The following is a 23119-nucleotide window of genomic DNA, read 5'->3' on the forward strand; positions in this document are numbered from 1 at the left end:
TAAGTTTCGCAAGTAGGTGCAGCAAGTCGGTTCATTACGCTGACTACGCACGCTGACTGCGCACGCTTGTTTAGCGCGCTGATTTTACACATTGGTTTTACACGCTTTTAGCTTTTAGAAAAGAAAAGGATTTTATTGTGGCAATAGCAAATTGGCTATCTTTTGAAAGCCGTAATCTCAGCCATGCTTTGGCAGGAGAAGAAGCATACCGCAATAATCGTCTTACTAAACCTGCACTAATTTCCCTTGCAATTCTTACGTTTATTACCTTCATAGGCAATTTTGCGCAACTGCAACTTACGGCAGCTCTTCCAACAATCGTGCAAGAATTTGGCATAAGTGTTACAACAGGCCAGTGGCTAACCTCTATTTTCCAGCTGATTATGGCAATTATGGTGCCGCTTACAGCGTTCTTAACTCGCCGATTTTCAACGCGTCAAATTGTTATTACTTCCATGCTTCTTTTTACAATCGGCTCAGTTCTTGCGTGGCTAAGTAACGATTTTATGATGGCACTTATTGGCCGAACCCTAGAAGCGATTGGCACGGGCGTAATGTGGCCTGTTTTGCAAATAACCGTTTTCTCCGTATTCCCTGTTACTAGACGCGGCATGGCTATGGGTAGTGTCGGTATGGCAATGAGCATTGCTCCAGCAATCGGCCCTACTATTGGCGGATTGCAAACTGATATTAACGGATGGCGATCAATCTTTTGCTCTCTTACAATTATCGGCGTAATTTCAGTGATTTTATCGGTTCTTTTCCTGCATAATTTTGGCGAACACGACCCTAACGCTCACGCCGACTTCTTCTCGGTTGGTCTTTCGATTATTGGTTTTGGCGGACTTATGTTCGGCTTCACTAATATTGAAGGATGTGGAATTACACACCCACTTTCTTGGGTTCCTATGGTTGTTGGAGCTTTGGGAATTGCGTGGTTTGTTATAAGACAGTTGCGAGCGCAAAAGCGCGGTCACACTCCCCTTCTTGGACTTAGCGTACTCAAAAACCGCTACTTTATGATCGGCACAATTTGCGCATGCTTAACTTTCTTCGCTTTTAGCTCGATTATGGTGCTTATTCCGCTTTATATTCAGTCTGACCGCGGTTTTTCTGCCACTATGAGCGGCCTAATTCTACTTCCAGGTGCTTTTGGAATGGCGATTTCGCAATATTTTGGCGGACACATGCTGGATCGTTTTGGCGTTAGACCAGTTGCAATGGCAGGATCTATTATTCTGCTTTTTGGCACTGTAATGATGAGTCTTATTGACATGAATACGTGGATTTGGTGGATTTCTATTTGGCAATTCACGCGCCAAATTGGTATGGGATTCTTGCTTATGCCAATAACAACCTGGTCGCTTAATTGCTTGAAACCCGAAGAGCTTGGTGATGGATCGGCTGTAACTAATACTATGCGTCAGCTTTGGGGTGCGATTGGCGCTCCTGTGCTGGTAGTTACAATGACGGTTCTAACAACGTGGCATCGTACTGTTACTGGAAGCGGTCACGCAGCAGATGTTGCTGCCAACATTTTTGGCGTGCAGTGGACGCTACGCATTAGCGCGATTATTACCGCTGTTATGGCACTACTGGTCATTTTTGGTGTTAAAGGTGAAGGAGCAGGATCGGCTCATAATCTTGCGCGCAGGGCGATCAATCGAATGCGCGTAATGCATATTCCTCACGCAACAGAGCACCACGATGTTATGCACGATCACACGCATCATCAATACTAAATAGCGCGCAACTAAATAGCGCGCAGGCTACCAAAACTACTCACGGTTGGGTCGTTTTGGCCGGAATCTGCCGTAAAAGCAACATAAACGACTCAGCGTTGCGCTGTTTATGTCGACTTTCGTTTTAAGCACAGCATTTACTGCACAAATCCAAGATGATGCTGAGTCGCACCAGCTTCTTCGTTATCAAACTCCCCCGCATCTGCAGCATCAACTAGCGCGAGCGCAGCGTCCGCAAGATCCGGACGCAGAGCATCCAACCAGTGAATGCGCGCATCTCGCCCAAACCAGCCCATCTGCTTTCGCGCAAGCCTACGAGTCTTCTGCGCAATATCCTCAAAAGCCTCATCCTCGCTCCACACGCCATCCAAATAATCCATAATCTGCTGGTAGCCGAGAGCACGAGCTGCAGTCACACCTAATCTACCGCGAATTGCGCGCACTTCATTCACAAACCCATGTTCTCGCATCAGCTGTGTACGCAAATCCACGCGCTTGTCTAAATCCTCGCGTTTTAAATCTAAACCAATTTGTAGGCAATCAATCACGTATTTATAGCGCGGAAGCGTTGCAGAATAAGGCTTTCCGGTAAGCTCAATCACTTCAAGCGCACGGATAGTACGTCGCGGATTTCGCGCATCCATATGGGCCGCGGCAACAGGATCCTTCTTTTGCAACTCATCAAACAGAGCACCCGCACCCTCTTTGCGCTCGCGCTCTTCCAAAGCCGCGCGAATAGACGCATCCGTACCAGGGAATGTAATATCATCCACTGCAGCACGCGCATACAATCCCGAACCGCCAACTAAAATCGGCCTCACACCGCGCGACTGCAGCTCACGAATGCACTGTCGTGCAAGATCTTGAAAGCGCGCAACTGTCATAGTTTCCTCTGGATCGATAATATCCAGCAAATGATGCGGCACTTCCGCCTGCTCCTGAGCGCTCGCCTTCGCCGTACCAATATCCATGTAACGGTACATTTGATACGCATCTGCATTGATGATTTCAGCGCGCACGCCGCGTTCAGCTAGTTTTTTTGCCAGCGCAATACCAAGACCTGTTTTGCCGGAAGCTGTAGGGCCTACGATTGAAATCACTTTCGGCACGTGATTTTGCTTATTTTCCGCCACGTCACGCTCCTCAACTTACGCGCATACAAATCAGATTTATCTTAAATATTATAATCCCGAGGCTGCTGAAACGATTCTCACGCCCTGCTATTTGGGGCTTCTTCAGCTCGAGGAGCGCCGTTAATATCGCGGTGAATGCCCTGCATCTGCGCCTCAATATTCTGCAAGTTGCGCGCGCAATCAAGCAAAGTCTGCGAGTGCTCGGCCAACTTTGCATCCGGCAAACCGGCTTTATAGCGCAAAGCGTGTTCCAAACTAGCCCAATAATCCATTGCAATTGTGCGGAACTGCACTTCAACCGGCGTATAATGCGCGCCCGACGACAAGAACACAGGCACTGCGTAAATCACGTGCAAACTGCGGTATCCGTTCTGCTTAGGATTTTTAATATAATCCTTGACTCGCAGCACCTGAATGTCTGTTTGTTTAGAAAGGTACTGAGCTACGGAGTACACGTCGTCGCAATAATTGCAGATGACGCGAATGCCGGCAACGTCGAAAAGATTGTCGCGTATAGAGCGCGTGGAAATTTCCAGATTGCGGCGCTGCAGCTTTTCAAAAATAGAGTGAACTGACTTAAGGCGGCGCTCCATGTGGTGAATTGGGTCGTGTGAGAAGCGCACCTGGAATTCGCTGTCGAGAATCTCAAGCTTTGTGCTGATTTCGTACATTGCGCCTTCGTAAACTTGCATCATGTTTACGAATTCGTCAATTTGATCTTCCGGCAGCATTGGGGAGTTTGATTTGCCGCAGTTTGGGCAATTATGCGAAGCGTGCTCGTGTTCGTGCTGCTCGTGCGTATTTGTATTAGTGTTATTTTCAACGCCCTGCTCACTAATTGCTTCGTTGCTATGAAGGCGGGCGTACAATTCTGCTGCGTTTACGCGATTATGACGATCAAGTATCACGTCTTTCTATAATACTCGAGAAACTGCTAAACTGTAGGTTAATCTATAGTCTATTTGTGCAAAAGTACTAAATTACGTTACATTTTTAGCATTTTTTAAGATGCATCAGCTAAAATATTATGAGAACGTTGTCTTGACAGCGTTTTATTTCACAGCTGTTAAGGAGAAATTATGACAAACTTTACGCAAGATTATTACGGAGCGAGCGCTCCTGAAGTAATCGACACTAATGCTACTTACGCTTTTGAAAAAGCAAAAAGAATTTCTGTAGGTCGCACTTACGGCGAAATGACGATTGGTCTTGCTGTAACTGCACTAGTTGCAATGTTTACACAAACCAGTAATTTATTCTTGCAATTTATGCTTGCAACTCGCGGCTGGGGTTGGATTCTTCTAATTGGCGCGCAAATTATTATATCCGTTTTTATGGGCACTCGCATCATGAAAATGAGCACTACTACAGCGCGCGTTCTGTTTTATGCGTATTCGGCTCTAACCGGTTTTACGCTCAGCACTATTTTTATGGTATTTAGTATAGGCTCAATTGCACTAGTCTTTGCGTTAACTGCAGGATTCTTCCTTTGCTTGACTATGCTTGCGCTCACTACGAAGATGAATCTACTTAAAGCTGGGCCAATTCTTATGGTTGCGCTTATTGCGTTAATTATTACGCAAGTTATTTTGATGTTCGTCGCTCCTGGTGCAGGCGTATTGCGAATTGTTGCAGCTATTGGAATACTGATTTTTGCTGGCCTAACCGCTTACGATGCGCAAGCCACGCGCTCGCTTCTTGAGCAGTACGCAAATCAGCCAGAAATGGTTAAGAAGCTGTCGATTTTCTGCGCTTTCCAGCTTTATTTGGACTTTATTAACATGTTCATTTACTTGCTGCAGCTGCTTGGAAACAACAGAGATTAGTAGTTCTGATTTTCTAAACACAAAACCCTGCTGATTCGTCGGCAGGGTTTTTATTTATGTGTTCTACTCTCCAAACATGGGCGCGACGACCTGCCGAAGCGCTTAAAGCGTAGCGCGCGAAGGCAACTCGTAGCGGAAACTCGCTCAGATTGGAAGTCCAGTGGACTTCCAACGCGAGTTTCGTAAGCGAGCGCTTATAGCGCGAGCGTTTCCCCACATTTGGAGCGCCAAACAACCCCAAACCCTCCAAAAGCGCGATGAATTACCCACGTTTGGAGCGCCATACCCACCAAACCCTCCAAAAGCCGGAAAAATACACGGCAAATGTGGTCAGCCAAGGCAAAAACGACAACAAATGCCAGAGAATTTACCGGCAAATGTTTCCCAAACAGACAACCAGAGACCCTAACGCAGTACGCAATCTGCACTAATGTCCAATAATCTACAATCAGAGAACCTAACGCAGTAACCCATCTGCACCAGTGTCCAAAAATGGGCAAAATGAGACACTCGCGCAGAAAACAGGTCATCGCTCGCAATGCATCGCTCAAGCAGGTCGTCGCGCGAAACAACAAAAAGACCCCACGAGTTTCCTCGCGGGGTCTTTATTAAGCCTTAGCTAATACTTTCAGTTAAGAAAATACTAGGCAAGAATCTTGGTCACACGACCGGAACCAACGGTACGGCCACCTTCACGAACTGCGAAGGTCAAGCCCTCTTCCATTGCGATGGCCTGGATCAACTCAACAGTGAATGTTGCGTGATCGCCTGGCTGAACCATCTCAACGCCGTCTGGCAAGGTGATAACGCCGGTGACGTCGGTGGTGCGGAAGTAGAACTGTGGACGGTAGTTGGAGAAGAACGGCGAGTGACGGCCACCTTCGTCCTTGGTCAAGACGTAAACTTCGCCTTCGAACTTGGTGTGTGGGGTCACAGAACCTGGAGCAGCCACAACCTGGCCACGCTCAACGTCGGTACGGTTGATACCACGGAGAAGAAGACCAGTGTTATCGCCAGCTTCTGCCTCATCCATCTGCTTGTGGAAGGTCTCGATGGAGGTAACGGTGGTGGTCTGGGTTGGACGCAAGCCAACAATCTCCACTGGGGTGTTGATTGGGAGCTTACCACGCTCAACACGACCGGTAACCACGGTACCACGACCGGAGATGGTGAACACATCTTCGATTGGCATCAAGAATGGCTTGTCAAGATCGTGAGTTGGGGTTGGGATGTACTCGTCAACAGCCTTCATAAGTTCCTTGACGGTCTCTACCCACTTGTCGTGATCTGGAGCGTCATCGTGCAAAGCACCGTAAGCAGAGGTGCGGATGACTGGGCAGTCGCGATCGAAGCCGTTTTCTTCGAGGAGGTCACGGACCTCTTCTTCAACGAGGTCAATAAGCTCTGGGTCATCAACCATATCGCACTTGTTCAAAGCAACGAGGATCTTCGGGACACCGACCTGCTTTGCGAGCAAAACGTGCTCACGGGTCTGAGCCATAGGACCATCGGTAGCAGCAACCACGAGGATTGCGCCATCCATCTGAGCAGCACCGGTGATCATGTTCTTAACGTAATCAGCGTGGCCTGGAGCGTCCACGTGAGCGTAGTGACGCTCAGCGGTCTGATACTCGATGTGTGCGATGTTGATGGTAATACCGCGTTCCTTCTCTTCTGGAGCGGCATCAATCTGATCGAAGTCATACTGAGGGTTCAAATCAGGATATTCGCTGTGCAGCACCTTGGAGATAGCCGCGGTCAGAGTAGTCTTGCCGTGATCAACGTGACCAATGGTACCAATGTTGACATGCGGCTTAGTACGCTCGTACTTTTCCTTTGCCATGTGTTTGTCCTCCTGGACGTCTCGTAGTTTGCTTTACACGAATGTGTAAAGTCTTTCGCTACATATTTACTGGGTTTCTGGGTTAGGTGCCACTTCGGTGCCAGAACCCAGTCAACGTAGAAATTCTAGCGTTGACCGGGGACAGAAAACACCGAAGTAGCGTGCGCTTTATTCGCCGCGCTGAGCCTTAATAATCTCGTCCGAAACAGCCTTCGGGACCTCTGCGTAGGAGTCCATCTGCATGGTGAACATTGCGCGGCCCTGAGTCTTGGAACGAAGATCGCCGATGTAGCCGAACATTTCGCTCAGCGGCACCTTTGCGTCAATAACCTTAACGCCGGTTGCATCAGTCATAGACTGGATGTTACCGCGGCGAGAGTTCAAATCGCCCATGACATCGCCCATGTACTCTTCTGGAGTACGGACTTCGACTGCCATAATTGGTTCGAGAATTACCGGATTAGCTTTTGGTGCAGCTTCCTTGAAGCACATGGAACCTGCAATCTTGAAGGCCATTTCCGAAGAATCAACATCGTGAGTCTGACCGTCGGTGACGGTTGCCTTTACGCCCACAACTGGGAAGCCAGCCAACACGCCGGACTCCATAGCTTCCTGCACACCTGCGTCGATGGAAGGAATGAATTCCTTGGTAATGTGGCCGCCGGTAACTTCGTTGACGAACTGGTAAGTTTCGCCAGATTCTGTGTCGAGAGGCTCGAAGTTCATCAAAACCTTAGCGAACTGACCAGAACCACCGGTCTGCTTCTTGTGAGTGTATTCCTGGTTCATAACAGCCTTACGAATGGTTTCACGGTAAGCAACCTGTGGCTTACCAACATTCGCTTCGACCTTGAACTCGCGGCGCATACGATCAACGATAATGTCAAGCTGAAGCTCGCCCATACCGGAAATCAAAGTCTGGCCGGATTCCTCATCGGTCTTAACCTGGAAGGTAGGATCCTCGTCAGAAAGCTTAGCCAAAGCCAAGCTCATCTTTTCCTGATCAGCCTTCGTCTTTGGCTCCACAGCCACCTCGATAACAGGATCTGGGAAGGTCATGGATTCCAAGGAGATTGGGTTCTTTTCGTCGCACAAGGTATCACCAGTGCTGACGTTCTTCAAACCAACGAAGGTGTAGATGTTACCAGCTTCTGCGGAATCTACAGGATTTTCCTTATCAGCGTGCATCTGGAAGATCTTACCAACGCGTTCCTTCTTGGACTTCGTGGAATCGTACACAGAATCGCCTGGCTTAACTTCGCCAGAGTAAACGCGCACGAACACGAGCTTGCCGTAGAACGGATGGGTGGAAATCTTGAAGACCAAAGCTGCGAATGGATCGGTGTTCACTGGCTTGCGGTCAATTTCAACGGATTCGTCGCCTGGCTTGAAGCCCTTAATGGATGGAACATCCTCTGGGCTTGGAAGGAAGTCAACAACAGCATCCAGCATTGGCTGAACACCCTTATCCTTGAATGCAGAACCGCAGGTTACAGGGAAGGCCTTGCGTTCGATTGTAAGCTTACGAATACCAGCGCGCATTTCTTCTTCAGTAAGTTCGCCAGTTTCGAGATACTTCTCAACCAATTCGTCGTCAGCTTCAGCAACCTGATCCATGAGTTCAGCACGATACTCTTCTGCACGATCCTGCAAATCTGCAGGAATGTCAACGGTGTCGTAGTGAGCACCCATATCGTCCTTAACGTCATTCCAGACGTAAGCCTTCATACGAATCAAGTCAACAACGCCAGTGAAGTCGTTTTCAGCGCCGATTGGAAGCTGAATAACGAGTGGAGTTGCGCCGAGCTTCTCCTTGATGGTCTTGACGGAGTAGTAGAAATCAGCGCCAAGCTTATCCATCTTGTTGATGAAGCAAATACGTGGAACGCTGTACTTATCTGCCTGACGCCACACGGTTTCAGACTGAGGCTCCACGCCTTCCTTACCATCGAAGACTGCAACAGCACCGTCGAGAACACGAAGGGAACGTTCCACCTCAGCGGTGAAGTCCACGTGGCCTGGGGTATCGATGATGTTGATCTGATAGCGGTCATCAACGTCGTGAGTCTGACGCTTCCAGAAGCAGGTGGTTGCAGCAGACTGAATAGTAATACCGCGTTCCTGCTCCTGAGCCATGAAGTCCATGGTAGAAGCACCATCATGAGTTTCACCGATCTTGTAATTCTTACCAGTGTAGTAAAGAATACGTTCGGTTGTAGTAGTCTTACCAGCATCGATGTGCGCCATGATGCCGATGTTACGAACCATATTCAGGTCGTTAAGCACATCTTGTGCCATATTCTTATCCTTAGCTCTTTAAGATACCGATTATCTTGTGGATTACCAGCGATAGTGAGCAAAAGCCTTGTTTGCTTCTGCCATCTTGTGGGTATCCTCGCGGCGCTTCACGGAAGCACCCAAGCCATTGGAGGCATCGAGAATTTCGTTGGCCAAACGCTCAGCCATTGTCTTCTCACGACGAACGCGGGAGAAGTCAGTAAGCCAGCGAAGGGACAATGTGTTTGCACGAGCAGGCTTAACTTCGACTGGAACCTGGTAGGTTGCGCCACCGACGCGGCGGGAACGAACCTCGAGGCTTGGACGAATGTTATCGAGAGCGCGCTTCAAAACAGAAACTGGCTCCTGCTCGGTCTTTGCCTTCACCTGCTCAAGAGCGGTGTAGACGATGTTTTCTGCGATGGACTTCTTACCATCGAGAAGGATTTTGTTAATCAACTGAGCCACGACGGTCGAGCCGTAGATTGGATCAGGAAGCAACTGATGCTTTTTTGCAGGTCCTTTACGTGACATGTTTTACTTCGCCTTCTTTGCTCCATACAGGGAACGACCCTGCTTGCGGTCCTTGACACCCTGGGTATCGAGCGCGCCACGCACGATGTGGTAACGCACACCTGGGAGATCCTTCACACGGCCACCGCGCACAAGCACAATGGAGTGCTCCTGCAAGTTATGACCTTCGCCTGGAATATAGGCGGTTACTTCAATACCCGAGCTGAGGCGCACACGAGCAACCTTACGAAGCGCGGAATTTGGCTTCTTAGGAGTGGTGGTGTACACACGGGTGCACACGCCACGACGCAACGGGCTACCTTTCAAGGCCAAAGTCTTTGACTTCTTAGGCTTGGCCTGACGTCCCTTACGGACGAGTTGTTCAATCGTAGGCAACTTAAGTTCTCCGATTCATTGATATGTTCTGTTTGGTGAAAACCGCCACACTGCAGCACACCTTAAACCTGAATCGGTTAAAAGAGTAAAAGCCACAGTCCACCGGCCCGATGGCCCTTGCGCCTCCAGTCACGCATTACTGCGCGCTATCTTTGGCACTTGGGATATCCCAACCTGCACGCCTATCACATAAGGCACGCCGTTGGCACACACAAATTACTATTATACACCAAAGTTTGACAATGCTTCTAACTAAATCACAAAAGCAAAATCAAACCAAGCTCAAGCCCAACTCAAGCCAAGCTCAAACTCAATTAAAACCAAAATCTACTTAAGAATTGGTCGCACAGGAGCGGAAACATCGAGCCTATGCTTATCTCCTATTTTGCTAGGATCGTCAATAATTTTAGCAACAATAGCCTTTTTTAATTCGATTTGCGAAGAATCGCCCCAAACAATAGTTCGCTTTACGTCACCAAGTTCCGTTTCAACAGAATCCTGCGTTTTTGCACTAACTTTCGTAACTCTAGCGCGCATTGATTCCGGCAGCGAGCTTACGATTTTCACAGCTTCAAGAACGGCTCTATTGTTTAGGCTTCGTTGAATATCCCCTACTTCGATTACCGGAATACCTTTAATAGACGCCTGCGCTACAGCATTTAAAACTCTACCCTTTGCATCCACAGCTGTGAGCTTACTGCTTTCGCGAGTTTTAAGCATTGCTGCAGGACGCTGAGCTCTAACCGTAATTTGTAAACTATGCGGGAAATTTTTAGTAACTTTTGCTTCAGTTACGCCAGGAATATCTTTAAGCTGACCAATTACTTCTTGCGAAGATACCAAAAACAGCGATTTGTCTACTTGAGTAGACGCTATCGATTCGATTTTCTGCTCACTCACCCATTCGTTAGAACCAGAAATAGTAATATCGTCTAGCTGAAGACGAAATGCCGGTGAGAAGAACAGAAGCCATAAAAGCGCTACAAGAACTGCAATAACAGCTATCACAGCTAAAACACGTTTAAGTGTAAACTTCAAATAAGCGGATTTACGTTCTTTTAGGCGCTCTTTGAAATTGACGATTCTAGGACGAGTCATCATTCCAAAAGATCCAGAAGTTTGACTTAGCGTTTTCTTTATGAAGTCAAGACCTGGCAAGCGCCTTGCATCAACAAATTTACCCTGATGCTTTTCTTCGCGATTAGGATTCGCATCTGCTAAATTAAGGCTTTTAACAGTGCGAGGATGCGGCTTATTTTCAGAAGAATCATTTGATTTACTAACAATCACGCGACCCATACCGCTCCTTTCCTCGTGAAGCTTAAGTTTCCTAAAGAATAGCAGATATTTCTTACTACTTTGTGAATATTTTTACAACGCTTCTAGCATAACAGACGTCATATCAGTAATACTTCCAGCACCAACAGTAAGAAGAACATCTCCGGATTTTGCGCGCGCAGTAAGTTTCAACGCAGCCTCACGCATATCTTCCACAGCCTCAATTTGCACATTGAGATTCTGCGTTTTTGCAGCCTCAACAATAGTTTCTGCGTGAATATTAGGAAAATCTTCCTGCTTTTCGCGAGCTGGAAAAATGCCAGTAACAATCACATCGTCAGCCAAAGCCAAAGCCTTAGCAAACTCACTAGCAAAAGCGCGCGTTCTAGAGAACAAATGCGGCTGGAACAGCACACGCAATTCCGCTGAAGTATAGCGCCTTCTAGCAGCACGAAGTAAAGCTTCAATTTCCGTTGGATGATGCGCATAATCGTCAACAACAGTAACACCGTTAACGCATCCTCGAATATCAAATCTTCTAGATGCTCCCCTAAAACTTTGAGCACCACGAGCCGCATCTTCCGGCTTCATTCCAAGCAATACTGCAGCAATAATAGCAGCCGAAGCGTTACGTGCATTGTGCAATCCTGGAATCAGCAAACTAACTTCTAAGCTTAGTGAATCTTCTATTTTACCAGCATTGCCAGCATTACCAGCATTACCAGCAATATTCCCAGGCAAAACAAGCGTAAATACTTCTCGCCCACTTACAGCCTGCTCGCTTTCATGCTTAATACCAGCAAACTGCGCCAAATTTTGCACGCGAGCGCTAGTTGAAGCCCACGAATCGTAAGCACCGTAGGCAATTGTTGCGCGCAAAGTCTCGTCCGACATTTTTTCAAGAACTTTTCTAGCACCTTCGTCATCAGCGCAAATTATTACGTGATCAATAGCGTGACTTACGTGCTCAACAAAAGCTTCACGGTAGCGTTCGCTAGAACCGTAATGATCTAAGTGATCTGCTTCAGCATTTGTTACGATTGCAATACTCGGGCGATATTTTTCAAAGCTTCCGTCGGATTCGTCAGCTTCAGCAACCATAACGCTTCCCTTACCCGCGTGGCCGCCATCAATAACAGTGCCATCTGCAGCCTGTATTGATCCGCCAATCGCGTAGCTTGGGTCTGCAAGTTCTCCAGTTCCAGCAACGCTTAGTATGTGAGAAAGAAGCGAGCTTGTAGTTGTTTTACCGTGAGCTCCTGCAACAGTAACACCAGTTTTTGAGGCAAGAAGTAGCGCAAGAATATCGCTTCTATGCACGAGTTTTACACCATTGGCATAAGCTGCCACAATTTCTGGATTATTCGGCTTAATTGCGCTTGAATACACAAGCACATCTGCACTCTCAACATGAAAAGCGTCTTGCCCAATTTCTACCGAAATACCTAATTCTTCCAAGCGCTTTGTGTGATCGTTTTCTTCGCGGTCGCATCCGCTAACACTTACGCCTTCTTCGTGAAGCATTTCCGCAAGAACACTCATTCCTGCTCCACCAATGCCAATAAAATGCACTCTTCCAAGAGTGGATGCGTTTTTAGAATCTTCAAATGCAGCTTTTATGGGATTTAGAGTGATTTTAGAGCATAGCAAATCCGCATTTTTGTGAGCTAAATCCGCATTATTATTAACATTCGACATTATTTTCTGCTTCCTTTTGCGATTTCAAGAATACGCTTTGCCATAACGTCTGCCGCGTTACGAATACCATAATTCCATGATTCTTTTCGCATATTTTGCAAACGCTTACTATCTTCTAATAAAGCTATTCCTTCAAGATTTAACCATTGAGCGCTAAAATCGCAATCGTTTACCATAACCGCACCGCCAGCTTTTACAACCGGCTCAGCATTAAAACGCTGCTCACCGTTACCAATAGGAAGCGGCACATAAACTGCAGGCAATCCTAAAGCGGAAATTTCGGCAACAGTTCCAGCTCCAGCCCTGCAAATAACCAAGTCTGCACAAGCAAAAGCCCAGTCAATACGCTCTAAATATTCCGCAATATGATAATCACCTAATCCAGCATGATTTGGATTAATATCGTTTATTTGCGATTCACCTACTTGCTTTGCAACTATGCTTCGCACTTCTTCCGCTTTTGCGCGACCAGTTAAATGTATAACTTGCGCATGCGGCAAAATTTCTTTAGAAGCTTGAGCCACAGCCAGATTGATGCTTTTTGCTCCTAAAGAGCCTCCAGTTACCAAAATAATTGGTCGCTTTGGATCTAATCCAAGCTTGCAAGCGCCTTCAACTGCAGCCGATCCTCTATCTTCTTCTAGTTTTTTGCACAATGTAGAAATAGCAGGGCGAAGCGGCAATCCTACTCTTTTTGCTTCAACACCGTTTTTTGCGCGCAAACCAGTGGTATTGTACACAGTTCCTATTTCTTCAGCCCATTTAGCACCTAATTTATTTGCCATTCCGGCTTTAGCATTCTGCTCGTGAATCACAATAGGAATATGCTTAGAATGAGCTTTAAAATAAACTGGAGCAGAAGCGTAGCCGCCGAAGCCAACTACAATATCTGCCTTTCGTTTTAATAAAATATTTTGAACTTTGCGCGTTTCTTTAATCCAACGCAAAGGGAATTTTAGTGCGTCAAGATTTGGTTTTCTAGGAAAAGGCACTTTTTCTATAGTGTCAAGTTCATAGCCTGCTTCTGGAACAAGATCTTTTTCCAATCCAACAGCCGTACCAATTACGCTAATATGAGCGTTTGGCTCAATACGTTTTAATGCGTCTGCAACAGAAAGTAGTGGATTAACATGACCTGCAGTGCCCCCGCCTGCAAGCACAATATGCACTTCTTTCTGATTAGCATTAGTCTGATTCATTATTTCCCCGATTCTTCAATTACGCTACTATTTTTTCCATTTTAAGCTGTGGGTTTGCTCGCATAAGACCGTCAGCGACTCCTACTGCAACCAAACACATAACAAGCGAAGATCCGCCTGCAGACACAAACGGCATAGGAACTCCCATAACCGGCAACAGTTGCACCACTACAAGAATATTAACTAAGCCTTGGCCTACAATCCAGGTTGCTATGCACATTAAAGTTATTGAAATAAACTTAGATTTTGCTTGAAGTGCGGAAGAAAGCATGCACCAGCCGATTATTATGTACAAAATAACTACTGCAGCCGCAACCAAAAATCCCATTTCTTCGCCAATAATTGCGAAAATAAAATCGTTATGAGCGTAAGGTAAATAATTCCATTTTTCGCGCGAATTACCAATACCAACGCCTAAAAGTCCTCCGGAAGCCATTGCGTATTGTGCGTGAATTGCTTGGAAGCACACGCCTTTAGCTGCTTTAGCGTCGCAGCCGTGCAATGTTGCGAGAATTCTTCGCATACGATTTTGACTTGTTAAAACCAAAAGAGCAACCATTATGCAAGCAATAAATATGCTTCCAACAAGCCATTTTGTTGGGAATCCACCTAAATAGAAAGCTATAAGAGCAATAAGAATAATAATTAAAGCAGTACCAAGATCCTTACCAGCAATAACTAGCAGCAAAGATACACCTAATCCGGATGCAGCGGGAATATAGGCTCGCATTTGAACGCGCTTATACGCTTCTTTTGCTGCAAGAAGTGCGATTGGAAGCCAAATACACAAAGATAGTTTCGTGATTTCTGCAGGCTGCAAAGTAATAGGACCAAAAGCAATCCAGCCCGCGTTACCATTAACCTCTCGGCGCAAACCTGGCACAAAGGTTAAAAACTGAGCTACGGCCGCAACAGCATAAATAATCGCAACATATTTTCTGTAGTACGAAACAGGCACGCGAGAAGCAAAAATATAGCCAATCATGCCCAAAATGCAGTAAAGAGTTTGGTTTATACCCTGCCCCCAAGGTGCAACTCCGTAAGTAATCATTGTTACCGAGGAGCTAGAAAATACCATAAATAAGCCAAATATCGATAAAATAATTACCGATATTCTCATTCCGTATAAGCACCACAGAGGATTTGTTAAACTTTTCCATCCAAGATAATGCTTAAGCGCTAAATCTTGGCCTTGATCTTCACCACTTTTTTTGTGCACTAATGAGCGCAACCACTTAATCGGCTTATTGTTGTTTAATACCATGATTGTGTACCCATCGTTGAGATTCTTCAGCAAAGCGATTTCCACGATCAGCATACGAAACGAATTGATCCATAGAAGCACATGCTGGAGCAAGAAGCACAACATCACCAGGCTTAGCGTAAAGCCCTGCAGCTTCTACAGTTTTTTGCATAACAGCTTCACCGAATGAAGAATCAGCATTTATAAGTGAATTATGCTCAATTCGCTCGCAAACCGCATCGTCAATACCATTATACGATTCAGCACTAGAACCGTCTGGAGCAACAATAGTTACAGGAATATTTGGAGCAGAATTATGAATAGCTTCAACAATCGGACGCTGGTCTACGCCAATAACAACAACAGCTTTAATCACATGAAGCTGATTTGCTACTAAATCTTCAAAACAACCGCCTTTTGCCAAGCCGCCAGCAATCCAAACTACCGAATTATTAGCAAAACTTGCTAAAGACGCGGCTGCAGCGTGAGCATTAGTTGCTTTAGAATCATCAACGAATCGAATAGAATGCGAAGGATTGCAATCTTGAGCCGGCAAAGTTGCAACAGTTTGAATTCGATGACCGCCTGGAGCAAACTCGCATAAAGCACGAACTGCAGCATCAACGTTTCCAGTTAAGCCAAGAGCCAAAGCCAATGCTGTAAGAGCGTCAGCCAACAAATGTGGGTAAACTGTGCCATCTGGCTCGCATAAATGACGCAAATCACGCAAAGCAACAATACGCTTCAATACTCCAGGATCTCCCCCAGCAACACCGCTGTTATCAACAATCCAACCGTCTTTAACACCAATTTCGCCTAAAGAAGGCTCAGTTAAAGTAAATCCAATACGTTTGCAACCCGAAGCCACTTTTGCAGTTTGAGCTAATGCTTTAACTCTTTCATCTTGAGCATTGTAAACTAAAGCTTTGCGAACATTATTAAAAACTTTTGACTTGTCGTGAGCATAAGCTTCCATGCCACCATGCCAATCTAAATGGTCGGCAGCAATATTCGTAATAGCAGCACAATCAAGAGCTAAAGAATCAGTAAAATGCAGCTGGAAGGAGCTTAATTCAACGCATAAAGCGTCGTGATCTGCTTCCAAAGCCGCATGAGAAACAGATTTTCCAATATTTCCCACAGCTGGAGCATCTAATCCGCAAGAGTTAAGCATTGCTGAAGTCATTTCTGTAGTGGAAGTTTTGCCGTTAGTTCCGGTAATACCAATCCAATAAGCAGGTTTATTTGTGTGCTTAGATGGAACGCGCAAACGCCACGCTAATTCAACTTCGCTCATTACTGGAATATTATGCGATTGAGCTTCTTGCAAAAATGGTGTGCGAGGATTAAAAACAGGAGAAGTAACTACAGCGTCGATTTTAGACCAGTTAATTTCTTCAAAATTATGAATATCGGCTTCAGGCTTTTTTTCGTCTGCAGTTATAGGATTAGATCCAACAGCGCGCAAAACTTCAGCAGCTCCACGTCCAGAAACACCAAGTCCTGCAACAAGAACATTTTTGAACGGGAATGTGCTACTGCACTCGCATGATGGTAGCGAAACAGACGAATCAGAACTCTTAAGAGTACTCATATTGAAGCCTTCCAACTTTTATATTAAATAAGCAATCCAGAACGGCCTGCCCAATCCGCGTAGAACATCATAAGCGCAGAAAGAACAAACATAAGCTCAATCATCCAAAAACGCACAACAACCTTTGTTTCCGTCCAGCCGAGCAATTCAAAATGATGATGAATAGGAGCCATTTTGAAAACGCGTTTATGCGTTGCTTTAAAGAAGCCAACCTGAATAACGTCACTTGCAGCTTCCATTACAAAGAGTCCGCCCAAAATTACTGCCAAAAACTCTGTGTGCGTAGCAATAGAAATAGCAGCAAACAAGCCACCCAACGCAAGAGAACCAGTGTCTCCCATAAATACTTGAGCAGGGTTGGAATTAAACCACAAGAAACCGAAGCAGGCAACAGCCGCGCAAACGGAAATAATAGTTAAATCAAGAGGATCAGAAACAGCGTAAGAGAAGCCAAAATGACCGCCGCCGCGCACATGGTAGCTTTCCCAAAAAGCAATCAAAGCGTAACCTGCAAAAGCAATCATAGAAGAGCCAGAAGCTAAGCCGTCAAGACCATCGGTCAAATTTACAGCATTAGACCATGCAGCAATTAGGAAATTCACCCAAATAATAAACACAACAATTCCAACACCCTTACCTAGTATTGAAAAATCAAAGAATGGTCGCTCAATAAAACTCATTCCAGGCTGAGCACTAGCAATACCAGATTGCGTTGGAAGAAGCAGCGCAAGAAGAGCGTAAATGCTTGCAAAAACAATCTGCCCAATGAATTTAGCGTGCACAGAAAGACCAAGATTCTGCTTTTTTCTCACCTTAGCAAAATCGTCAATAAAGCCAAGCAAACCCATAGAAAGCATGGCAAAAAGCACTAAAACAGCAGACCAGGAAGGTGCTCTTCCAACAGACATGTAGCGGTAAAGTGCGGAAGCAGCCCAACCTGCAACAACTGCAAGATTAATAACAACACCGCCCATAGTTGGAGTTCCGCGCTTTACTAAATGAGATTGCGGACCATCCTGACGAATGTACTGCCCATAATGCAAGCGGTGCACCAAACGAATAAGCAGAGGCGTGCCTATAATCGTCACAACTAGCGACACAACAATTCCGATAATAAGCGCAATCACCGCTTAACCTCCGTTTTATATTCCGTTTGCACTACTTATTAATACTGGCCCAACGTTCAGCCAACACACTTAAACCTGACGCATGCGAACCTTTCAATAACACAACACTACTCGGATGGTCGGCCACAATCTTCCAAACAAGTTCATTAGCCTCATAAGAGCTATGTGCTAAATGTACTGCGTCATTGGCTGAAAGCTTTTTATTTTCCCAAGAATTGCGAGCGCCATGCGCAATACACTGGGCTAAATTGTCTAAATCAGAATCCGTTTTTGAGCCAACAGCTATAACAGCATCAACATTTGACTTAGCTGCATACGAGCCAATATTTTCGTGCAATTCGCACTCATTTTTGCCAAGTTCAAGCATTGAACCTAAAACAGCAATTCTAAAAACATTAGACTTATTTGCATTGTCTTTACTTTCGTAAGCGCATAAGCCGTCAAGTCCAGCTTTCATAGAATCAGGGTTAGCGTTAAAAGAATCGTCAATAAGCGTAAACTCTTTGCCCTCATAAGAAACGGTACTAAGCTGCATGCGATGCGGGCTAATATGCGAAACTTTGCCAAGCACATCCGCAATATTTTCTAAAGGCATACCAAAATAGCGAGCAACATTTGCTGCAGCAAGAGCATTCATAACATTATGCTCTCCTTGTATAGCAAGATGAACTTGCGTTTTATTCGTTATTTCAGAAGAATCTTCAGAAGATTTTTCGTATTCGCTAAGCGTAAAAGTTGGCTTTCCAAAAGAATCAAGTTCTACGCAACTAGCGCAAAGTTGATACTCGCTTTTAGGAGCTGATTCAAGCAAACCATTTTTAAGATTTCTGCCAAAGTAGCGAACATGATTTTTATCTGCAAGATTGCTCATTGCAAAAACCCTAGAATCGTCCGCGTTTAACACTGCAATACCATGCGGCACAAGCCCTTGCACAATCTCACTTTTTGCCTGAGCAATGCGCTCAACTGAACCAAACTCTCCTAAGTGAGCAACACCAACTTTAAGCACAACCGCAATATCTGGCGGAGCAATTTTTGTTAAATTCGCAATTTCGCCAACATGGTTAGCACCCATTTCTGCTACTAAGAATCTAGTAGATGGACCAACTTTTAAAGAGGTTAAAGGCAATCCGATTTCGTTATTAAAAGATCCAACAGGAGCAACAGTTTCGCCCAAAGTGCTAAGCAATGACTTAAGCATATCTTTAGTTGTTGTTTTTCCAACAGAACCAGTAATCCCAACAATTGTAAACGGCTGCTGTAATTCGCGTCGACACTGCAAATTATGTTTAGCAAGCAATCCTAAAGCTTCAACGGAATTTTTAACAACAATCTGAGTAATATAAACATCTTTTACAAAATGCTCAACAATTGCTAATACGGCCCCAGATTTTTCAGCGTTTTCTACATAGTCGTGACCGTCAACATGTTCACCAGCGATTGCAACAAAAACGGATCCTTCACGAACTTCACGAGAATCAGTAAAAACGGATGTAGCAGTAATGTTTTCTTGCTTTGTATTAGAGGAATTATTTTGATTACTAACATGCACAGTGCCATTTACTACAGAAGCAATTTCAAAAACACTCATAGGCATCATGCTATTTTGAGTCTTCGCTTCACTAATTGCCTCATGGTTTTGATTACAACTCATAAAATCCTCCTAAATGCTCCGCATGCTTAAAACACTCAAAGCCCAAATCCAAAGTCCAAAATCCAAGTCTAAAACATTTGCTTAAAGTAGTTTGCACAGCTAAAACACACGCGCAAATTACCTATTTAACGCAATTCGTGAGAAACACGCAATGCGCTTTTAATAGTTCCACGACGCACTCCAGCAGCCAACACCATTGCAATTGCCAGTGAAAGATGACGCTTAATATTTTGTCCGCCAATTTCGTCTGCTAATTGCGCTAATTCGTCCGATTCAGTAGATCTTGTAACGCAATACGAGTGATCTCTGCTACTAAAACCGTAGCGTTGTCGCAAAGAATAAAAACTTATATTGGTAGTTGCAGTTGTAGTGGCATTGTTAGTTGCATTAGTAGTGGCATTGTCAGTTGATTTAGAGTCGTCGTCTACATGAGATTTCTCTGCACCCAAAACGTCAATATTTACCGACTGTAACGCATTTTTCGACAAAGTCACGCTATTAAGTGCAATAACTACTGCAGCAGCACCATCTTCTGCACAAACTGACAGCGTATGCTGAACATCAGCTATATTTAACGGATATTCCAGCGAAAGTTCGCGCTGCAAAGAAGACGAACCGGCGTCACTAATCACACCAACAGGATTACCAAGCATGTGTAAAAAGTCTGCCAATCGCAAAACATTAGCATGAATTTCGTCATCGTCGTCGCCTGCAACAGCAAAAGTTGCAACGCAAGAAGAAGGATCGCAATTAATATCGCAAGCAAGTTTTCCAAGAGCAACAGGATTAGCAGAAGATACGAGTAGCGGTATTCCTAAATCTACAGCTTCATTACGAAACTCTGGTGGAACTAGTGCAGCGTACGCTCCAGCATCTCTAGCAGCTTCAAGTTGACGGCGATCAACGTGGCCGAGCGGCACAAACAGGCAGCCAGGATGCACTTGTCGCACGTCATGAGCAATAGAAGTAACAGTTACTTCAGATGCAAACGCTGGCACAACTTCAAAACCGTAGTTTTTTGCAGCGAAACCTAAAGTAACTCTTACTCTTGAATATTCATCAACCACATTCATTGCACACCCTACTTAGTATTAAACAACATTGTAATGCGCTCATTACCAATTTACCGCAACAGGGTTCGTGCGTGCAGCAGAAGTTGGAACATCGTACTTTTGCATAAGGAATTCACCAATTGTTTTGAACAATGGGCCTGCAGTCATACCACCGTAAACGCCTTGTGGATCTTTTAGTACAACGGTTACGATGAAGCGAGGATTATCCGCCGGAATAGCGCCAGACCAGTCGCTAATTGTAGAGCTAAGACGGCCATCAGGTCCCGCAACTTCTGCAGTACCACTCTTTGCAGCAACACGGTAGCCATCAACACCTGCGAAACGGTGATAATGCTCGCCTGAGTTTTCAAGAGCGTTCATCATTTGAGCTGCAACATTCTCATCAATAACTCGCGTTCCTTGAGCACGCCCAGCTTTAGTCACATGACCGTTAGAATCAATAACAGACTTAATCAAAGTTTGACGCAACTTCACGCCTTTATTCGCAATAGTTGCCATAGCGTTAGTAAGCTGCAAAGCGTTCACAGCATAACCTTGGCCGAATAGAACAGTATCTTTCTTACGACCATCCCAAGATTGCATGCTAGGAAGCAAACCGCGAGATTCACCCTGCAAATTCAATCCGGTATACTGACCGAGACCAAACTTATAAAGGTATTCGTAACGCTTATCTAATGGATACTTTTCGCCGGCCATAACCATACCAACGTTTGAAGATTCAGCAAGAATACCAGCCAAAGTCCAATGTTCAACACCATGATCAACAGCATCGTGATATGTTTGGCCATTCTTATTAATGCTGTTAGGAACAGCAAACTGATCGCTAAGCTTGTGAGCGCCGGTTTGCAACATACCAGACATTGCAAAAGCCTTACCAATAGAACCAGGTTCAAATGTTTGGCTTACTGCGCGAGACACGTTTACTTTGGATTGCGTGCTACCGGCTTTAATATCGTCAGTATCTTCCAAAGCTAGAATTTCGCCAGTTCGAACATCCTGAACTACTGCAACACCCCATGCTGCACGATATTGTTTCTTTCCGTCAAGAAGAACCTTCTTAACATACCAATCAACATCGCTATCAATCGTAAGCTTAATATCGCTGCCGTTTACAGCAGGCTTAGATTCTGTTACAGTTCCTGGAATCTTCTCATTTCCAACGTTATTTCCTTGGTAACGCTGGTAACCGTCTACACCGTTTAAGGTGGAGTCATGAGTTAGCTCAAGTCCAGAAACACCAACTTCTCCCTTGCGATCCTTTAAATCTTTACGATTAACTTCATCCGCATTCGAAACTGCACCAATTACAGAACCAAGAATTGGGCCACTAGAATACATGCGCTCGCTGCTATTTTCTGCGTAAATGCATCCGGAAAGATTAAGCTTGTCAATAGCGCGCTTAACTGCTGGAGTTACGTTACGCTTCAACAAAACGTAACGACCAACGCCAGCTAATTTTCCTCCAAGCTCTACAGAACTCATGTGAAGAATCGGAGCAAGCAAACGAGCAACCGCCACAGCGCCCGTACCCTCTACCGGCTTACCATTTAGCATATGGCAATTATCTTCAGTCTGCTTAGTGCATGGCGTAGGCTTAAAAGCCTGAGCGTTAAGAGGGTCTCCAATAATATTGAATCGCTCAACGCTTTGTGCAAGAACAGCACCATTGGCATCCAAAATTTTGCCACGACGAGCAAGAATTGGTCGCACTCTGCTGCGTTCTGCTTGAGCTGCCTGCGCAGTAGAACGTGCGTTAATTAGCTGAATATAGCTAAGTTTTGCAACGGCACAAATGCCTATGAAAGCGAAAACTATAGCAATAACAGTGCATTTACGAACAAAGTTTTGTTCTTTGGCGAAACGTTGTTTAAAAATGTGGCGCATCAATGTTTCTCCTGTTTTGTTTGTTGTGACTGTTGTTTTTGTTGCTGTTCTTTAGTTTTGTTTTTAGGTTTATTTTTAGGCTTGTCTTGCGGATTGTTTTTAGCTTTATCTTGCGGCTTAGCTTGCGGCTTATTATTTTTTGGAACTTCTTTTTTGTTCTTGTGATTATGCTTTCGTTTAGCCGCGTAATCACTTAAATCAATCGCAATAGAACCTTGCTGCGGAATCATCCCCATGCGTTGCGCTTTCGAAGGAAGCTCAGCATCCAAAGTATCGAGCTTTGCTTGCTTAGCTTCAACATCTTGACGCAAGCGTGAAATACGAGATTGCGTAGCAGTCTGCTCAAAAGAAAGCTCAGCCATTTGCGTACGAAGCATAAGCGAAGTAGACAAAGTCACAACCATGAAAATCACAATAATCATGAAATTTATGATTGGAACTTTGCGCGTATTACTCCAGTTCATAACTTTCTGCAAGCGATTAAGAACAACGGAAGTTTGACGCTTAGCAGCACCAAATACTGCTGTGGAAGAATTCCGCGAATAATCTTTACGAGTTGACGCATCTTTAACACGACCTGCAGGAGCGGAAGTAGAAGAAGCCGAACGCAATACGCGATTTTTAGTATTCAATACCATT

18 protein-coding genes are annotated in these 23119 nt (G+C 45.1%); 2 read left to right on the top strand and 16 right to left on the bottom strand.

Annotated elements, in window-relative coordinates; genetic code table 11:
* Positions 1-137 precede the first annotated feature (137 nt).
* Entirely contained in the window at positions 138-1742 is a 1605-nt protein-coding gene (locus ACLD6A_RS02935; RefSeq protein ID WP_410313534.1) for an MDR family MFS transporter, read from the top strand.
* Between the two features lie 137 nt (positions 1743-1879).
* On the opposite strand, the gene miaA is transcribed toward ACLD6A_RS02935, so the two are convergent.
* Positions 1880-2875: a tRNA (adenosine(37)-N6)-dimethylallyltransferase MiaA gene (miaA, locus tag ACLD6A_RS02940; RefSeq protein ID WP_410313535.1), complete on the bottom strand. Its 996-nt coding sequence runs from the start codon at positions 2873-2875 to the stop codon at positions 1880-1882.
* 77 nt (positions 2876-2952) lie between these two features.
* Entirely contained in the window at positions 2953-3783 is an 831-nt protein-coding gene (locus ACLD6A_RS02945) for a GTP pyrophosphokinase family protein (protein WP_410313536.1), read from the bottom strand.
* Positions 3784-3954: 171 nt separating this feature from the next.
* On the opposite strand from ACLD6A_RS02945, the gene ACLD6A_RS02950 reads away from it, so the two are divergent.
* The gene (locus tag ACLD6A_RS02950; protein WP_004135471.1) at positions 3955-4701 is read left to right on the top strand and encodes a Bax inhibitor-1/YccA family protein; all 747 of its coding nucleotides are present in this window, start codon (positions 3955-3957) and stop codon (positions 4699-4701) included.
* A gap of 643 nt (positions 4702-5344) precedes the next feature.
* Here the strand turns inward: ACLD6A_RS02950 and tuf are convergent.
* The 14 genes from tuf to ACLD6A_RS03020 form a co-directional block, all read right to left on the bottom strand.
* A complete protein-coding gene (gene tuf / locus ACLD6A_RS02955; protein WP_004127573.1) occupies positions 5345-6544 on the bottom strand; it encodes an elongation factor Tu in 1200 nt (399 codons plus the stop codon).
* Between the two features lie 168 nt (positions 6545-6712).
* A complete protein-coding gene (fusA, locus tag ACLD6A_RS02960) occupies positions 6713-8842 on the bottom strand; it encodes an elongation factor G (RefSeq protein WP_004135467.1) in 2130 nt (709 codons plus the stop codon).
* A gap of 42 nt (positions 8843-8884) precedes the next feature.
* Positions 8885-9355: a 30S ribosomal protein S7 gene (gene rpsG / locus ACLD6A_RS02965; protein ID WP_004127577.1), complete on the bottom strand. Its 471-nt coding sequence runs from the start codon at positions 9353-9355 to the stop codon at positions 8885-8887.
* 3 nt (positions 9356-9358) lie between these two features.
* Entirely contained in the window at positions 9359-9730 is a 372-nt protein-coding gene (rpsL, locus tag ACLD6A_RS02970; protein WP_003813881.1) for a 30S ribosomal protein S12, read from the bottom strand.
* A 327-nt stretch (positions 9731-10057) separates the two neighbouring features.
* Complete coding sequence (locus tag ACLD6A_RS02975; protein ID WP_410313537.1) at positions 10058-11029, bottom strand: cell division protein FtsQ/DivIB; 972 nt, start codon at positions 11027-11029, stop codon at positions 10058-10060.
* A 72-nt stretch (positions 11030-11101) separates the two neighbouring features.
* The gene (gene murC / locus ACLD6A_RS02980) at positions 11102-12706 is read right to left on the bottom strand and encodes a UDP-N-acetylmuramate--L-alanine ligase (RefSeq protein WP_410313538.1); all 1605 of its coding nucleotides are present in this window, start codon (positions 12704-12706) and stop codon (positions 11102-11104) included.
* A complete protein-coding gene (locus ACLD6A_RS02985) occupies positions 12706-13905 on the bottom strand; it encodes a UDP-N-acetylglucosamine--N-acetylmuramyl-(pentapeptide) pyrophosphoryl-undecaprenol N-acetylglucosamine transferase (RefSeq protein ID WP_410313539.1) in 1200 nt (399 codons plus the stop codon). The genes murC and ACLD6A_RS02985 overlap by 1 nt, the downstream gene beginning before the upstream one ends.
* A 19-nt stretch (positions 13906-13924) precedes the next feature.
* Positions 13925-15169, bottom strand: a complete 1245-nt coding sequence (locus ACLD6A_RS02990) for a putative peptidoglycan glycosyltransferase FtsW (RefSeq protein ID WP_410313617.1) — start codon at positions 15167-15169, stop codon at positions 13925-13927.
* Positions 15150-16742, bottom strand: coding sequence for a UDP-N-acetylmuramoyl-L-alanine--D-glutamate ligase (murD, locus tag ACLD6A_RS02995; protein ID WP_410313540.1), 1593 nt, complete (start codon positions 16740-16742; stop codon positions 15150-15152). The genes ACLD6A_RS02990 and murD overlap by 20 nt, the downstream gene beginning before the upstream one ends.
* 23 nt (positions 16743-16765) lie before the next feature.
* Positions 16766-17869 carry a phospho-N-acetylmuramoyl-pentapeptide-transferase gene (gene mraY, locus ACLD6A_RS03000; protein ID WP_410313541.1) on the bottom strand — a complete coding sequence of 368 codons (1104 nt, stop codon included), beginning with the start codon at positions 17867-17869 and terminating at the stop codon, positions 16766-16768.
* 31 nt (positions 17870-17900) lie between these two features.
* Positions 17901-19523 (bottom strand): UDP-N-acetylmuramoyl-tripeptide--D-alanyl-D-alanine ligase, encoded by a 1623-nt coding sequence (gene murF / locus ACLD6A_RS03005; RefSeq protein WP_410313542.1) that lies wholly within the window; start codon positions 19521-19523, stop codon positions 17901-17903.
* A gap of 125 nt (positions 19524-19648) precedes the next feature.
* Complete coding sequence (locus tag ACLD6A_RS03010; RefSeq protein ID WP_410313543.1) at positions 19649-20596, bottom strand: UDP-N-acetylmuramyl peptide synthase; 948 nt, start codon at positions 20594-20596, stop codon at positions 19649-19651.
* 42 nt (positions 20597-20638) lie between these two features.
* The gene (locus tag ACLD6A_RS03015) at positions 20639-22480 is read right to left on the bottom strand and encodes a peptidoglycan D,D-transpeptidase FtsI family protein (protein WP_410313544.1); all 1842 of its coding nucleotides are present in this window, start codon (positions 22478-22480) and stop codon (positions 20639-20641) included.
* Complete coding sequence (locus ACLD6A_RS03020; protein WP_410313545.1) at positions 22480-23118, bottom strand: hypothetical protein; 639 nt, start codon at positions 23116-23118, stop codon at positions 22480-22482. Before ACLD6A_RS03020 ends, ACLD6A_RS03015 begins: the two co-directional genes overlap by 1 nt.
* Position 23119 lies beyond the last annotated feature (1 nt).

The sequence above is a fragment of the Gardnerella sp. Marseille-Q9691 genome, assembly GCF_046507715.1.
Lineage (GTDB): Bacteria > Actinomycetota > Actinomycetes > Actinomycetales > Bifidobacteriaceae > Bifidobacterium > Bifidobacterium greenwoodii.